Source organism: Rhodococcus sp. USK13, assembly GCF_018343855.1.
Lineage (GTDB): Bacteria > Actinomycetota > Actinomycetes > Mycobacteriales > Mycobacteriaceae > Rhodococcus_F > Rhodococcus_F oxybenzonivorans.
Genome location: NZ_CP069242.1, coordinates 4,426,358 through 4,439,998 on the forward strand (window position 1 = coordinate 4,426,358; position 13,641 = coordinate 4,439,998).

Annotated in this window: 18 protein-coding genes; 11 read left to right on the forward strand and 7 right to left on the reverse strand. The window is 66.8% G+C overall.

The features are described 5' to 3' along the window. Positions 1-68 precede the first annotated feature (68 nt). The 4 genes from JQT59_RS22970 (at position 69) to JQT59_RS22985 (ending at position 1,711) form a co-directional block, all read left to right on the forward strand. Positions 69-512, forward strand: coding sequence for a DUF4383 domain-containing protein (locus tag JQT59_RS22970; RefSeq protein ID WP_213578010.1), 444 nt, complete (start codon positions 69-71; stop codon positions 510-512). Positions 513-590: 78 nt separating this feature from the next. Beyond that, entirely contained in the window at positions 591-833 is a 243-nt protein-coding gene (locus JQT59_RS22975) for an acyl carrier protein (protein WP_159922324.1), read from the forward strand. Between the two features lie 62 nt (positions 834-895). Further along, entirely contained in the window at positions 896-1,357 is a 462-nt protein-coding gene (locus JQT59_RS22980; protein ID WP_213578012.1) for a DUF6098 family protein, read from the forward strand. Positions 1,358-1,441: 84 nt separating this feature from the next. After that, on the forward strand, positions 1,442-1,711 hold the full coding sequence (locus JQT59_RS22985; protein WP_249353762.1) for a hypothetical protein: 270 nt from the start codon (positions 1,442-1,444) through the stop codon (positions 1,709-1,711). 17 nt (positions 1,712-1,728) lie between these two features. Here the strand turns inward: JQT59_RS22985 and JQT59_RS22990 are convergent, their stop codons facing one another. Then, entirely contained in the window at positions 1,729-2,193 is a 465-nt protein-coding gene (locus JQT59_RS22990) for an SRPBCC family protein (protein WP_213572124.1), read from the reverse strand. Positions 2,194-2,310: 117 nt separating this feature from the next. Here JQT59_RS22990 and JQT59_RS22995 point away from each other — a divergent pair, with 117 nt between their 5' ends. Further along, complete coding sequence (locus JQT59_RS22995) at positions 2,311-3,003, forward strand: HAD family hydrolase (RefSeq protein WP_213572125.1); 693 nt, start codon at positions 2,311-2,313, stop codon at positions 3,001-3,003. Between the two features lie 43 nt (positions 3,004-3,046). Here JQT59_RS22995 and JQT59_RS23000 read toward each other — a convergent pair whose 3' ends face one another. The 3 genes from JQT59_RS23000 to JQT59_RS23010 are packed head-to-tail and all read right to left on the reverse strand — an operon-like array spanning position 3,047 to position 4,955. Continuing rightward, positions 3,047-3,271 carry a hypothetical protein gene (locus JQT59_RS23000; protein ID WP_213572126.1) on the reverse strand — a complete coding sequence of 75 codons (225 nt, stop codon included), beginning with the start codon at positions 3,269-3,271 and terminating at the stop codon, positions 3,047-3,049. Continuing rightward, positions 3,264-3,587, reverse strand: a complete 324-nt coding sequence (locus JQT59_RS23005; RefSeq protein ID WP_213572127.1) for a GNAT family N-acetyltransferase — start codon at positions 3,585-3,587, stop codon at positions 3,264-3,266. The genes JQT59_RS23000 and JQT59_RS23005 overlap by 8 nt, the downstream gene beginning before the upstream one ends. 45 nt (positions 3,588-3,632) lie before the next feature. Then, positions 3,633-4,955 carry an NAD(P)/FAD-dependent oxidoreductase gene (locus JQT59_RS23010; RefSeq protein WP_213572128.1) on the reverse strand — a complete coding sequence of 441 codons (1,323 nt, stop codon included), beginning with the start codon at positions 4,953-4,955 and terminating at the stop codon, positions 3,633-3,635. A gap of 135 nt (positions 4,956-5,090) precedes the next feature. Here JQT59_RS23010 and JQT59_RS23015 point away from each other — a divergent pair, with 135 nt between their 5' ends. The 6 genes from JQT59_RS23015 to JQT59_RS23040 are packed head-to-tail and all read left to right on the forward strand — an operon-like array spanning position 5,091 to position 10,225. Next, positions 5,091-5,552 (forward strand): SRPBCC family protein, encoded by a 462-nt coding sequence (locus JQT59_RS23015; protein ID WP_159922314.1) that lies wholly within the window; start codon positions 5,091-5,093, stop codon positions 5,550-5,552. 51 nt (positions 5,553-5,603) lie between these two features. Then, on the forward strand, positions 5,604-5,873 hold the full coding sequence (locus tag JQT59_RS23020) for a DUF4235 domain-containing protein (RefSeq protein WP_159922312.1): 270 nt from the start codon (positions 5,604-5,606) through the stop codon (positions 5,871-5,873). Positions 5,874-5,912: 39 nt separating this feature from the next. Next, positions 5,913-6,563: a phosphate signaling complex protein PhoU gene (gene phoU / locus JQT59_RS23025; protein ID WP_109329850.1), complete on the forward strand. Its 651-nt coding sequence runs from the start codon at positions 5,913-5,915 to the stop codon at positions 6,561-6,563. Positions 6,564-6,609: 46 nt separating this feature from the next. Further along, positions 6,610-7,146, forward strand: a complete 537-nt coding sequence (locus tag JQT59_RS23030; protein ID WP_213572129.1) for a 2Fe-2S iron-sulfur cluster-binding protein — start codon at positions 6,610-6,612, stop codon at positions 7,144-7,146. Next, positions 7,143-8,132, forward strand: a complete 990-nt coding sequence (locus JQT59_RS23035) for an FAD binding domain-containing protein (RefSeq protein WP_213572130.1) — start codon at positions 7,143-7,145, stop codon at positions 8,130-8,132. Before JQT59_RS23030 ends, JQT59_RS23035 begins: the two co-directional genes overlap by 4 nt. Then, positions 8,132-10,225: a xanthine dehydrogenase family protein molybdopterin-binding subunit gene (locus tag JQT59_RS23040; protein WP_213572131.1), complete on the forward strand. Its 2,094-nt coding sequence runs from the start codon at positions 8,132-8,134 to the stop codon at positions 10,223-10,225. Before JQT59_RS23035 ends, JQT59_RS23040 begins: the two co-directional genes overlap by 1 nt. Before the next feature lie 11 nt (positions 10,226-10,236). Here the strand turns inward: JQT59_RS23040 and JQT59_RS23045 are convergent, their stop codons facing one another. From JQT59_RS23045 to JQT59_RS23055, 3 genes are all read right to left on the reverse strand, one after another. Next, a complete protein-coding gene (locus tag JQT59_RS23045) occupies positions 10,237-10,560 on the reverse strand; it encodes a hypothetical protein (RefSeq protein WP_213572132.1) in 324 nt (107 codons plus the stop codon). A gap of 3 nt (positions 10,561-10,563) precedes the next feature. Further along, a complete protein-coding gene (locus JQT59_RS23050; protein WP_213572133.1) occupies positions 10,564-10,956 on the reverse strand; it encodes a Zn-ribbon domain-containing OB-fold protein in 393 nt (130 codons plus the stop codon). A 362-nt stretch (positions 10,957-11,318) separates the two neighbouring features. Then, on the reverse strand, positions 11,319-13,640 hold the full coding sequence (locus tag JQT59_RS23055) for an ATP-binding protein (protein WP_213572134.1): 2,322 nt from the start codon (positions 13,638-13,640) through the stop codon (positions 11,319-11,321). Between the last annotated feature and the right edge of the window lies 1 nt (position 13,641).

Genomic DNA, 13,641 nt, shown 5'->3' on the forward strand with positions numbered 1-13,641 from the left:
CCGCGAACTACCGGTAACGCACCCGAAGGAGTAGGGCGATGACACGACCGACCTCAACCCGAAGCTCGATGACCGCCACACCCGTACAGATTGCGGCGCTGGTGGTCGGAGCGGTATTCCTCTTGGTGGGCATTCTCGGGTTCATCCCGGGCGTGACCACCGACTACGACGTGATGGCCGTCGCCGGACACGAGTCGCACGCCATGCTGCTGGGCATCTTCGAGGTGTCGATTCTGCACAACGTCGTGCACATCCTGTTCGGCGTCGCAGGCATTGTCATGGCGCGCGCCGCTAACACTGCCAAGGCCTTCCTCGTCGGCGGCGGCGCGATCTACCTGGTCCTGTGGATTTACGGACTCCTCATCGACCAGGACAGCGCGGCCAACTTCGTCCCCGTGAACACTGCGGACAACTGGCTGCACTTCGCCCTTGGTGTCGGCATGATCGCACTCGGCCTCCTGCTTCCCCGTCTGAGGTCGACCGGACACACCACCGCGGTCCCCCCGCGGTAACCCAGCCCGCGAGTTATCCATCGATCGCCCGCCGCCACACGGGGCGGCGGGACTTCAACGAGAACAGAGGAGACCATCATGGCTACCGGAGAAACCGGATTCGACGACGTCAGCTACGACCTGGTGTCCGTCCAATACCATTCGCTCAAGGCCGGTCACGACTACGGGCAATATGTGCGGGACGCCAAGAACGCCGGCCGCGACGACATCGCGTCGTTCTTCGAGCAGGTGATGGCGGAAGATTCCGACCGCGCACGCCGCTGCCACGAGTTCCTCAAGGACATGACCGGATCGTCGGACGCCGGCCCTGCAATGAGCTGAACGTTGGTGGGTACATGACCGACGCGCACATGCCGAGTGGGGATATCGACCCGGCGAAGCCGATGATCCGCTCTTCGGATCATCACAGCCGCCCGGTGGGCGACGAGGATCTTCCGGTGATCGACAGCCTCGAAGCGCTGACCGACATCGTCGCCTCCGACTCCGAGGTCTACCTGCGTCACTCCAAGGGGCCCAGGGCCGACGCGGTGGAGGGTCCCAGCAAGGATTACGAGGCCAAACTCACCCTGCCCGGATTGTCGGTGACCACCATCTCCCCGGAGCCGTGGTGGCACCGGCCGGTCGAGGACTGGGTTGCGAGACGGATCCGCAAGTACGCCGAACTGTCTCGCCAGGAGGACCGCTTCGCCTGGTTACTCAAAGGCCGTGTGGTCGGGCGAGGCCCGGATCACGAACCGCTGCTGACGGATATCCGGCCTCTCGCCCGACTGAGCCATTCGGTTCTCGACGAAGCGGCGCACCGCTACCGGGAGCGCTTCGACGTGGGCCAAGATTCGACTGCCTGACATCAGAGGAGACTGCGGTGGCATCCGAAACTCTTACCTTCTTCAAGCTGGTGTCGCGGTGATGTCGGCCGGAACCGGAACGCCGTGACCGACACCCGAACCACCACCGACCACATGGAGATCCGGCGGTGGGTGGACCGACACGACGGAGCTCCGGCCAGAGTCGGCAACGCCGGCTCCCCGGAGACCGTCTTACTTCGGCTCGATTTCGCCGGCGGCGCTTCCGAGGAAGCCCTCGAACGCATCTCGTGGGACGACTGGTTCTCCGCGTTCGACCGGTTCGCACTCGCCTTCCGCTACCGCGATGCCGACGCCGGCGAGGACGGCGCATTCTTCGAACTCGTCCCGCGTTGAGAGTAGTCGGGAAGTTGTCAGGGGGTGGAAGTCTGCTCGGCGAGAAAGGCGAGCCGGCGCAGGCATTCGCGGTTGCGGGGATAGACGGCCACGTCCTGCACCGACCGCGGAATCCACTTCAGCGGTGGCGTCGCCACCTTCTCGTCCATCTCGAGGTGGCAGCCGGAACGTCTCGGCTCGAGCTGGAGGTGCACGACGGCTTTCGTCGCGGGCGTGGCCCGGGCCAGCAGCCGAAGCTCTCGCTCCTCGTCGACTTCCAGGACTTCCGTCGAGTCGTTGATGAGCACCGGCCAGACACCCACCGAATGGTGCAGCTGACTGCCCACGGCGGGCCACTCCGCGTTGACGGCGCGCATGCGGGACGCACCCACCACCCAGGACGGATACAACCACCCATTGGCGAGGACGGACCAGACGGCAGACACCGAAGCTGTTGTATCCCATTGAGCCTTGATGACGATCACTCCCTCGCGCTGGTGCATCGGTGACAGCCGCATACCCGGGGCCGGCGCCCGCGAAACCACCCGGGCTACGGCTGGCCGCGTTAGTACCCGTGTGGTTTGCTCGACCACACGTGTCGGTTTTCGAGGAGGTTCATCGTGGCAGATCCCGGGTCAGGGTCCGGCACCACGGCGGCGTTGTTCGACGTCGACGGCACGCTGGTGGATTCGAATTACCTCCACGTCGATGCGTGGCAACGTGCGTTCGCCGAAGTCGGGCATCGCATCGACGCATGGCGGATACACCGCGCCATCGGATTGGACTCGCAGTTGCTGCTCGACACCCTGCTGGGCGACGCCGCCGGCGAGGTGGGTGATCGGGCGAAGGAGCTGCACAAGCAGTACTACCTGGATCTGCAGCCGAGTATGCGGCCACTCCCCGGTGCTCGCGAGCTGATCCGCGAGTTGCACCGTCGCGGCGTGCAGGTGGTGTTGGCGACCTCCGCACCCGAGGACGAACTCTCGGTGCTTCGTGCGGTTCTGGACGTGGATTCCTACATCGCGCACACCACGTCCTCGGGCGATGTCGGACAGGCGAAACCGGATCCCGAGGTGGTGAAGACCGCACTGGAGCGATCGTCCACATCACCCGACACCGCGGTGATGGTCGGGGACGCCGTGTGGGACGCCGAGGCGGCCACCGAGGCCGGGGTGCCGTTCATCGGTCTGCTCAGTGGCGGCATCTCACGCGGAGAGCTGCTCGACGCCGGCGCGAAAGAAGTGTACGACGACGCGCGAGCCCTTGCGGACGGACTCGAATCGAGTGCGCTCGCAAGTCTTTTCGGGCGGTGACCTCCGCCGCCGGTACGTGCGCGGCGCCCGTCGGCGCCGGCGATCAGTGCCGGTGCGAGGACCAGGCCGCGGCGATATCCGGGTACGAGGCGGCGATCTCGTCGACGCGTTCGTCGGTCGCGGTGTCTACTTCGGCGCGATGGCGCTGCGCCGTCACCAGCGGCCCGTCCGCCTGACCGGTGCCCGAACCGGGCGGGGCGTCCGCCTCCCACTCGTGGATCACCTCGTCGAGGCGCCGTGCCACGAAGGTTCTCTTGTCCTCACTCATCGTCACTCCGTTCCAGGTCGAACCGGCCCCGATCGTTTTCCGGTACCACAGTCCGGTAGTCCGGATGTTTGCGAATCCACTGCTGCACGTATGTGCATTCGGGAAGGACTCCCAGCCCACGGCTCCGGGCGTCGTCGAGTGTGTCCTCCACCAGCCGGCCCGCGAACCCCTTGCCCTCGAACGCGTCACCGACCTCTGTGTGGGTAAGGGTGAGCACACCGTCGCCCACCGAATACTCGATGAACCCGGCAACGTCACCGTCCTCGATCAGTTCATAACGGTTCCGCTGCGGATTGTCCTGCACCTGTGATGCCATCGCATTCCTTCCTCTTCGACGACCCTTCTGTACTCGGCGCCGCGGTCAGTTCCGGGCACCGATGCCCTGGCTGACCGCGAATTGCGCCCGGGATTCGGTGGCCAAGCCGATCGACACCAACGGGCGAGGGAACAGCAGGTCGGTGAGATAGGCGAGGCCGACCGCCCACCGGTTGACCGGCGAGGGCATGGCGAAGAGGTGATACAGCCTGGTCACCACCTTCGCTGTTAGTCCCGACAGCGGGATGCCGAGCGGGTTGGCCACTGCGAAGCCGGGTCCCAGATCGACCACCAGGCCCATGTCGCGGTGCGCATAGGGTTTCGCCTCGCCGACCCCGAGGCTGGCCGCGACGTTGCGGGCGAGTGTGCGCCCTTGACGGACCGCATGTTGCGCCGTCGGTGGGGTGATCGACCCCTGATGGCGCGGATCCGGGACGGCCGCGGCGTCCCCGCCGGCGAAGACCCCGGGGTGTCCCTCGACGGACAGGTCCGCGGCGACCTTCAGCCTGCCCTTCTCGGTGGGCAGGCCGAGCGAGTCGACGAGAGGATTCGCGGTCACTCCGGTCACCCAGGCGACCGTGCGGGTGGGGACCACAGTGCCGTCGCTCAGTGTCACGCTGTTCTCGGTGAGCTCGGTCAGCGTCGTCTCGAGCCGCACCTCGATACCGCGCGACCGCAGCACGTCGAGCACCTGGGCACCGAGCTTGTCCCCCACTTCCGGCATCACCTTGTCGGCGGCGTCCAGAAGCACGAACCGGACCGCGGTCGGGTCGAGGCCCTGGCGGGCGGCCGCGCTGTCGGCCAGAGCACGCAGTTGGGCGATCAACTCCGTCCCGGCGTAGGACGCGCCCACCACGACGAATGTCCGCCGCGCCCGCGCGTCCCGCGGATCGGTGTCGCGGCTGGCCATCTCGAGTTGCGTGAGGAGCTGGTCACGGAAGTACAGCGCCTCCGCGGGCGTTTTCAGTCCCCGACCGTGGTCGAGGAGGCCCGGGATGTCGAACAGTCGCGTCACCGAGCCGGGCGTGAACACGAGCCGGTCCCACGACAGCACCTCGGCGCCCGCCTCGCAATCGGTGACGTGGACGGTGCGATTGTCGAGGTCGATGGACTCGACAGCGCCCCGGACGAGTTCGACGCCGGGGAGCGCGTCCGACAAGGCGATGGTGACGAACCGGGCGTCCAGAATGCCGCCCGCCACCTCGGGCAGCAACGGGGTATAGAGCATGTAGTCGTTGGGCGAGACCATGATGATGCGGGCGCCGGTGTCGCGCAGTGAGCGCCGAAGTCGCCGCGCACATTCGAATCCGGCGAAGCCGCTTCCCACCACGACGATCCGCGGCGGCCCTCCAGTTGATTCGTTGGCCATATAAGGGGCATTGCCCCACCCGGGGAATTCTGAAACACGAGCCGCAGGTCCGTGCGTGCCCGGTACTCCTCGCCGGATTGACCCGGGCCCCCTCGGGGTACGCGTTCACCGCGACACCGACCGACAGGAGACGAAATGAGCACTATCACCGAGGCCGTGGACGTGTCCGTTCCGGTGACCACGGCATACAACCAGTGGACGCAGTTCGAAGAATTCCCTCGATTCATGGAGGGTGTCGACGAAATCCGTCAGATCGATCCGACACACGTCCATTGGGTCGTGTCGATCGCCGGGGTGAAACGCGAATTCGATGCCACCATCACCGAGCAGCACCCCGACGAACGGGTGGCATGGAAGTCCGATGACGGCCCCCATCACGCCGGGGTGATCACCTTTCACCGTCTGGACGACGACAAGACACGCGTGACGGCGCAGATGGACGTCGACCCAGACGGGTTCGTCGAGAACGTGGCCGACAAGCTGGGTGTGCTCGGCAAGAGAGTGAAAGGCGACATGGCCCGGTTCAAGGAGTTCATCGAGTCCCGTGGCACCGAGACCGATGCGTGGCGCGGTGAGGTCGATCGCCCCGGCCCCTGAGAAAGATCACCGACTACCGCGACCCGCGACGACACCGCAAAGGACGAGAACATGAGTGCCGTATCGAAAGTGATGTACAAACCACTGGCCCTCGCCGCGAGTGTCGGCGGCGGAATACTGGCGGGAGCGGTGTTCGGCCAGGTGTGGAAGCGCGTGGCTGGTGAACCGGAGGCGCCGGACCCGAAGGATCTCTCCCGCACCGATCGCGAGGTATTCATCGCCGCCGCCGTGCAGGGCACGATTTTCGGTCTGGTCCGAGCTGCGGTCGACCGGGCAGGGGCGCGGGGATACCGCAAGCTCGCGCACGCGGACCCCCGCTAGTGCAACGCAATTGCTACAGAACACACCTAGGCTGACCCGATGCGCACACGATTCGCGGAGAACATCGACAGTCTCGCCGGTGACCTGGCTGCTATGTGCCGACTCACCGTGACGGCGATGCGGGAGGCCAGCGGTGCGTTGCTGCAGGCGGACCTAGGGCTCGCCGAGCACGTCATCGACGTGAGCGGCGAGCTCGACGCAGCCGCGTCCCGCTGGGAACAGCGCGCGTTCTCACTGCTGGCGTTGCAGGCACCGGTCGCTCACGACCTCCGATTCATGGTGGGCGGTCTCCACATCTCCGCCGACCTGCATCGGATGGGTGGCCTCGCGGTGCACATCGCGAAGATCGTCCGCCGACGGCATCCGGAGCATGTCGTCCCGGACGAGGTGCTCGAGGTGTTCACCCGGATGGGTGCGGTCGCGGTGGCCCAGGCCGAGGAAACCGAGCAGGTCCTGCAGCACCGCGACCCCGAACGCGCCAGGGGTTTGTTGACCGCCGACGACACGATGGACGACCTGCATCGCGGACTCTTCGCGATCACGCAGGCCGAGGACTGGCCACATGGTGTCAAGGCTGCGGTCGACATCACCCTCCTCGGCCGATTCTACGAAAGATTCTGCGATCACACCGTCGAAATCGGCAGGCGGGTGATCTTCCTCGAGACCGGAGTCCTCCCCGACCAGGGCTAGCGGTAGAAGCGGTTCGGAATCTGGGCTCATGGGTACGCCTCAACATATGAATCACCCTTCTGGTCCGCGCGGCGCACGGCACGCGAAGATCGCCCTCGACGTCGACGGCGAGCATCGCACCCTCGAGGTCGACACGCGGACGACGTTGCTGGACGCCCTGCGGGAGCACCTGGGTGTGACGGCACCCAAAAAGGGATGCGATCACGGCCAATGCGGTTCGTGCACCGTGCTGCTGGACGGTCGGCGGGCCACCACCTGCCTGACCTTCGCCGTCGCCCACGACGGTGCCCGCATCACCACGGCGCGCGGCCTGGCCGACGGCGACGAGCTGCACGCGATGCAGCAGGCATTCGTCGAGCAGGACGGGCTGCAGTGCGGCTACTGCACACCCGGTCAGGTCTGTTCCGCCGTCGGAATGCTCGACGAGTTCTGGGCGCAGCACCCGAGCAACGTCACCGAGGATCTGACGGCGCCGCCCGAGCTGACCGACGACGAGATCCGTGAACGGATGAGCGGGAACCTGTGCCGCTGCGGCGCGTACACGAATATTCTGGCCGCGATTCGTCAGGCGGCAGAGGCATGATCCCGTTCGATTACGAACGGGCCACCGACGTCGACGGAGCCGTCGCCACCGTCACCGCGGACCCCGACGCGCGCTTCCTGGCCGGCGGCACCAACCTCGTGGATCACATGAAACTCGGTGTGGCGCAGCCGGGTCGACTGGTGGATGTCAGTGCACTTCCCCTCGGCGACGTGGACGAACTCCCGGACGGCGGACTTCGAATCGGTGCGACCGTCCGCAACAGCGATCTGGCTGCGCACGAACTCGTCCGCTCCCGGTACCCGATGCTGTCGAGGGCACTGCTGTCCGGCGCGTCGGGTCAGCTCCGTAATCTCGCCACCACCGCGGGCAACCTTCTCCAGCGCACTCGGTGCGTGTACTTCCAGGACATGACGACGCCGTGCAACAAACGGGCACCGGGTACCGGCTGCTCTGCTCTCGGAGGGTATGCCCGCTACTCCGCCATCCTCGGTGCCTCCGAGCACTGCGTGGCCGTGCATCCGTCCGACATGGCCGTCGCGATGACCGCGCTCGACGCAGTGGTGGTCGTGCGGAGTGTCGACGGCAACCGGCGCATTCCCCTGGCCGAGTTCTATCGGCTCCCCGGGGACAGCCCCGACCGGGACACCGAGCTCACTCACGGTGAACTCGTCACCGCGGTGGAGCTTCCACCGCCGGTGGCGGCAAGCCGGTCGGCGTACCGCAAGGTGCGTGACCGGGCGTCGTTCGCGTTCGCGCTCGTGTCGGTGGCCGCGGAACTGACGATCGAGAACGACCGCATCAGTTCCGCACGGATCGCACTCGGCGGGGTGGCGCACCGACCGTGGCGCGCGGAGCGAGCCGAAGAAATGCTGAACGGTTCCGCACCCACGGAGCAGACCTTCGCGGCGGCGGCCGACGCCGAACTGTCCGCGGTGAGCCCCCTGCCGGGTAACGAATTCAAGGTGACCCTCACCAGACGCGTCCTGTCCGCGACGCTCCGTTCCCTCACCGAGGAGGCACGCTGATGGCGTTGCTCGAACCGAGGGTCGTCGGGACGCCCGCCGAGCGCCTCGATGGTCACGACAAGGTGACCGGTGCGGCGCGGTATGCCTTCGAGCACGCAGTGCCGGATCCGACGTATCTGCATCCCGTCCTGTCGAGCATCGCCCGCGGGAAGGTCACCGCCATGGATGCAGGGGACGCGCAGGCCGTGGACGGGGTGGTCACCATACTGACGGTGTTCGATGCGCCGCGACTCGCGGACACCTCCGACGGTGAACTCGCGATCCTGCAGGACCCCGAGGTCCACTTCCGGGGCCAGTTCCTCGGCGCGGTGGTCGCGGAGTCGCCCGAAACTGCCCGGCAGGCTGCCGACCTGATCCGAGTCGAGTACGACGTGCGTGACCACGACACCGACTTCCGCGCCGACCGCAGCGACTTCTACGCCCCGGAAACAGTGAATGCCGGTTTCCCCACCGACACGCGAAGCGGTGATGTGGAGGCGGCGTTGACCACCGCCCCACGGACGGTCGACCAGGTGTACTCCACAGCCATGGAGCACAACAATCCGATGGAGCCGCACACCACGATCGCCCAGTGGCGGCCGGGCGGACCAGGCCCCGTCCTGACACTGCACGATTCGACGCAGGGCGTTCATTCGGTCCGGAAGACGTTGGCGCCGGTGTTCGGTCTCGAACCGGAGGACATCCGGGTCATCGCACCACACGTCGGCGGCGGTTTCGGATCGAAGGGGTTGCCTCACGCGCACAATGTGCTGGTAACGCTCGCTGCGCAGAGGGTACCCGGCCGGCCGGTCAAGTTCGCGGTCACCCGGCAGCAGATGTTCGCGCTGTCCGCCTACCGAGCCCCGACGCTTCAGCACATCCGGCTCGGCGCGGACACCGACGGTCACCTGACCGCCGTCTCCCACGAGGTGCTCACCCAGTCCGCCAAGATCAAGGAATTCGCCGAGCAGGCGGCGGTGCCGTCGCGGATGATGTATTCCTCCCCCGCCCGGTACACCTCACATCGCCTCGTCGCCCTCGACGTGCCCGCACCGTCCTGGATGCGGGCCCCGGGCGAGACCCCTGGAATGTTCGCGGCCGAGGTCGCGATGGACGAACTCGCCGAGGTATGTGGGATCGACCCGATCGAACTGCGCATCAGAAACGAACCGGCCACCGACCCGGAGTCCGGGCACCCGTGGTCGGGCCGGCGCCTCGTCGATTGCCTCCGCGAAGGCGCCGGCCGTTTCGGCTGGGCCGACCGGGACACCAAGGCCGGGATTCGCTCCGGCTCGGACTGGTCGGTCGGGTACGGAGTGGCCGCCGCAACCTACCCGGCGAACACGTCCCCGGGGTCGGTTGCGCGCATTCGCTACGAGGGCGACAGGTATCGGGTGCAGATCGGGTCCGTCGACATCGGCACCGGAACGTGGACCGCCCTCACCCAGATCGCGGCCGATGCCCTCGGCTGTCCTCTCGACGCGATCGACCTGGAGATCGGCGACACCGACCTACCGTCCGCCACGGTGGCCGGAGGTTCCACGGGGATCAGTTCCTGGGGCAGTGCCGTCGTCGCCGCGGCCCGGGCGTTCCGCGACACACACGGCACGGCGCCGCACCCGGGGGCGGAAGCGAGTGCGGAGACACCGGGTAACCCCGACGCCGAAAGATTCGCACTCCATTCGTTCGGCGCCCATTTCGTGGAGGCGCACGTCCATCGCGACACCTGTGAGATTCGGGTGGAGCGGATGCTCGGGGTGTTCGCCATCGGACGGGTCGTCAATGCGCGGACGGTCCGCTCCCAACTCATCGGCGGCATGACGATGGGAGTGTCGATGGCCCTGCACGAGGAAAGCGTCGGGGATACCCGTTTCGGCCACATCGTCAACCACGACCTCGCGAGCTACCACATCGCCGCGCACGCCGACATTCGCTACCTCGACGCCGTCTGCCTCGAGGACATCGACGAGCACGCCAATCCGATCGGCTCGAAAGGCGCCGGGGAAATCGGGATCGTCGGTGCGGCCGCTGCCGTGGCGAACGCGGTGCGCAGCGCCACCGGCATCCGGGTCAGGGCGGTACCGATCCACCTCGACGATCTGTTGCACGACTGACCGCGGCGCGACTACTCGATCCGCCGCCACGCGTGCTCGAGGGAGGCCCGCAGACAACTTTTCACCGCGCGAATCCGCTGCAGATCAGAGCTTCGTGGCGCCAGTGCGGCGAGGACGAGTTCCAGGAAACGCTCCCGCTCGACGCCGAATCGTTCCATCAGGTCCGCCGCGGCGGCACCGCCGAACGGGGCCCACTGAATGGCGAAGACTGCCATCCATCGGCCGTCCGAACTCAGCGAATGGGTCCGCTCGAGCCATTCACACCGGCCGAGCCAGAATCGGATCCATTCGGCGTCGTACTTCTCGCCGGGCTCGACCGCAGGACGTGTTTGCATGGGTCAGCCCTCGCTGGAGTGCCGGATCGCGAACACGGGTAGCTGCTCGGCCGCTGCCGCCGGCCGGAACTCGACACGGACGGGTTGCTGGGAGGAAGAGGCAGGGACCTCGCCGTCGATCCAGGTGTACACCCAGGGGCCTTCGTCGAGTTCCACGATCGCGATCGTGCAGGGGGCCGAAACACGATCCCGGCCGCGCCGTTCACGTTCGACCGATTTGGACGAGACGATCGAACCGACACCACACGAGGGCACCTGCTCGAAATCGGAACCCTGGCACGTCGAGCACGTGGCCATCAGCGGTGCCAGCAGGGTCGTGCAGCTGCGGCAGCGTTGGATCATCAGTGCGCACGCCTTCGCGAGCGCATGCCCGCGGCTGTGTCGTTCCGGGCTCATACCGTCACCCACCCGGCGAAAGTGATACCTACCGTCGGCGTCGCGGACGCGAAAGGTAACGGCCTGCTGTGCGGTGTCCCCCGACCCACCCTGCCGAACAACCTCCGTTTCCCCCCGCTCCGGAGTCGACACCCGTCGGTCGGGTGAGGGCGCCGAAGGATCGGGGGCCGAGCGCGGTGGGAGTCGGGCTTTCGGTGTGTTCGCGGTGTAGGGGACATTGGGGGCCTCGGGGGTGGTACCGGCTGAAAGGGGGACGCGTATGAGCTTGACCCGTGCCGCCGGAAAGTACAGCGGCCGATCGACCCGGGCACATACCTGTTTCGCCCCCCGCGACGCCTTCCCCCGTCCCGGCCGTGCAGTTGTCAGACGTGCCGATCCTGCGCGTGCTCCACGACCCACGCCGCGATCTGGGTGCGGGAGGTGAAGCCGAGTTTTGCCAGAATGTGCTCGACGTGTCCCTGGGCGGTGCGTTGCGAGATGACCAGGGTGGCGGCGATCGCCTTGTTGGTCAGCCCGTCGGCGACGAGTTCGGCCACCTGCCATTCGCGGCGCGTCAGGGCGGTCTGCGTTTGATCGGTGTTCGGATTCGTGCGCTGCTTCGTGCCCAGCACAGCCGCTGCGGCCTCCTCGAGGCAGGTGTTCATTCCCTGATGGAAGGCGGCCTCGAACGCGCGGTCACCGATGTCCCGTCGCGCCTGTTCGGCGCAGTCGAGATGATGGATGCGCTGGTTCGGATAGACCGTGTTCGGATTGCCGACCGCATGCGCCAGCGCGTACGCGGCCCCCATCAGTTCGGCCGCGTGGTGGCTGTCTCCCCTACCCACTGCGATCCAGCCCAGCACTTCCAGGCATCCCGCAGCACTGATGCGGTCGTCGACCATCCCGGCCAGTTGCAGACCCTGTTTCAGCAGACCCTCCGCGCCCTCGAAGTCGCGGTGCTGCCACGCCGACATACCTGCCGCCCACAGTGACCAACTGCGATACACCGACTCGCCGCGCGCTTCGGTGAGGGCGAGTATCTCGCGCTGACACTGTGCGGACCGATCCGGATCGGTCGAACCGGTCGCCAGCGCGAGTCCGAGAAGCCCCCAGATCAGGTGCAGCAGATCGTCGTCGGTGCGGAACACGGCCAACGCGGCCTCGTAATTTGCCCGGGCCGCGTCGAGATGTCCGCCGAACATCGCGCGACCACCTTCGGCGTGAGCAATCAGTGCGTGTGAGATCGGGTCGGCGACCCCCTGGGCGAGTGCATGAGCCTCCTCGATCGCCGCGGACGAGGCCTCGACGTCGCTGTCGAGTTCGGACAACATGACCGCGACGTAGAGGGCGCGGATCCGTTCCTCCGCGGAACCGGCGCCGCGCACAGCCAGCAGTTGGTCGATCCAGCGTCTGCCCTCCCTCAGCAGTCCCCGCGACCGCCAGAACGGGTACAGGGCCGCGGCCATGCGGAGCCCCGCCGCCGCGTCCTTCGGTGACGTCAGGCAGAAATGTAGGGCGGCTCGCAAGTTCGGTTGCTCGGCGTCCAGGCGCTCGATCCAGCTGACCTGCCGGGCGGTGACCCACTCGGACCGCGCCTGCACCGCCAATTGCTCGTAGAAATTCCGGTGCCGGCGCAGCAGTGACGCGAACTCCGAGGTCTCCTGTAACTTCTCGCGGCCGTACTCGCGGAGAGTCTCGAGAAGTCGGTAGCGCACCGCGCCCCTGGCCTCTTCCCGGATCAGGATCGACTTGTCGATGAGCGAGGCGACCACGTCGACGACCTCGGCGGGGCGCAACGATCCTGAACAGATCTTCTCGACCGCATCCAATTCGAAGCCCCCGGCGAAGACGGCGAGCCTTCCCCACAGTTCCCGTTCCTGCGGCGTGCACAGTTCGTGGCTCCAGTCGATACACCACAGGAGCGTCTGCTGGCGTGCGGGCGCGCCGCGGCATCCGGTCGTGAGCAACTGATAGCGGTCCGTCAGCCGCTGAAGGATTTGTTCGACCGACATCACCCGGAGTCGCACTGCGGCCAGTTCGATCGCCAATGGCAGACCGTCCAGTTGCTGACAGATCTGCACGACCGCAACATGGTTGTCCTCGGTGAGATGGAATCCGGGGACGGCCGCGGCGGCGCGCTCGGCGAACAGTGCGACCGACTCGTACTGGGCGAGGGCCTTCACCGACGCGGGATGGCCCGAGTGGGGCAGCGTGAGTGGTGGCACCCGAACGGTGGCCTCGCCCGGGATTCCGAGAGGTTCCCGGCTGGTGGCGAGGATCCGCAAATCGGGGCAGCTCCGCAGCAAGAACTCGGTCAGACCGGCGACGGCGTCGACGAGATGTTCGCAGTTGTCGAGGACCAGCAGCACGCACCGTGGCTCCAGAAACTCCTGCAATACCACCTCGGGTGCCTCGGATTGCTGCTCACGCAACTTCAGAGCTGCCACCACGGCACCGACTACCAGGGCGTCTTCCTCGAGTTCGCCCAGTTCGACCAGCCACACGCCGTCCTCGAATGCCCGACTCGAATCGAGCGCAACTCGCAGGGCCAGCCTGGTCTTGCCGACTCCTCCGATTCCGGTGAGTGTCACCAGGCGTGAGGTGGCCAGCAGGCCACGCGCTTCTGCGATCTCTCGACGCCGACCGACGAAACTCGTCAGCTCGTGAGGCAGATTCCCCACCTTGATCTTCGCTGCGGGCTGCATG

Bases quoted from the DNA above. Each gene is read 5' to 3' on its own strand.
- JQT59_RS23035 (WP_213572130.1), top strand. From the start codon at position 7,143: ATGATCCCGTTCGATTACGAACGGGCCACCGACGTCGACGGAGCCGTC.
- JQT59_RS22975 (WP_159922324.1), top strand. From the start codon at position 591: ATGGCTACCGGAGAAACCGGATTCGACGACGTCAGCTACGACCTGGTG.
- JQT59_RS23045 (WP_213572132.1), bottom strand. From the start codon at position 10,560: ATGCAAACACGTCCTGCGGTCGAGCCCGGCGAGAAGTACGACGCCGAA.
- JQT59_RS23055 (WP_213572134.1), bottom strand. From the start codon at position 13,640: ATGCAGCCCGCAGCGAAGATCAAGGTGGGGAATCTGCCTCACGAGCTG.
- JQT59_RS23030 (WP_213572129.1), top strand. From the start codon at position 6,610: ATGAATCACCCTTCTGGTCCGCGCGGCGCACGGCACGCGAAGATCGCC.
- JQT59_RS22980 (WP_213578012.1), top strand. From the start codon at position 896: ATGATCCGCTCTTCGGATCATCACAGCCGCCCGGTGGGCGACGAGGAT.
- JQT59_RS22970 (WP_213578010.1), top strand. From the start codon at position 69: ATGACCGCCACACCCGTACAGATTGCGGCGCTGGTGGTCGGAGCGGTA.
- phoU (WP_109329850.1), top strand. From the start codon at position 5,913: ATGCGCACACGATTCGCGGAGAACATCGACAGTCTCGCCGGTGACCTG.
- JQT59_RS23040 (WP_213572131.1), top strand. From the start codon at position 8,132: ATGGCGTTGCTCGAACCGAGGGTCGTCGGGACGCCCGCCGAGCGCCTC.
- JQT59_RS23050 (WP_213572133.1), bottom strand. From the start codon at position 10,956: ATGAGCCCGGAACGACACAGCCGCGGGCATGCGCTCGCGAAGGCGTGC.
- JQT59_RS23010 (WP_213572128.1), bottom strand. From the start codon at position 4,955: ATGGCCAACGAATCAACTGGAGGGCCGCCGCGGATCGTCGTGGTGGGA.
- JQT59_RS23005 (WP_213572127.1), bottom strand. From the start codon at position 3,587: ATGGCATCACAGGTGCAGGACAATCCGCAGCGGAACCGTTATGAACTG.
- JQT59_RS23000 (WP_213572126.1), bottom strand. From the start codon at position 3,271: ATGAGTGAGGACAAGAGAACCTTCGTGGCACGGCGCCTCGACGAGGTG.
- JQT59_RS23015 (WP_159922314.1), top strand. From the start codon at position 5,091: ATGAGCACTATCACCGAGGCCGTGGACGTGTCCGTTCCGGTGACCACG.
- JQT59_RS23020 (WP_159922312.1), top strand. From the start codon at position 5,604: ATGAGTGCCGTATCGAAAGTGATGTACAAACCACTGGCCCTCGCCGCG.
- JQT59_RS22990 (WP_213572124.1), bottom strand. From the start codon at position 2,193: ATGCACCAGCGCGAGGGAGTGATCGTCATCAAGGCTCAATGGGATACA.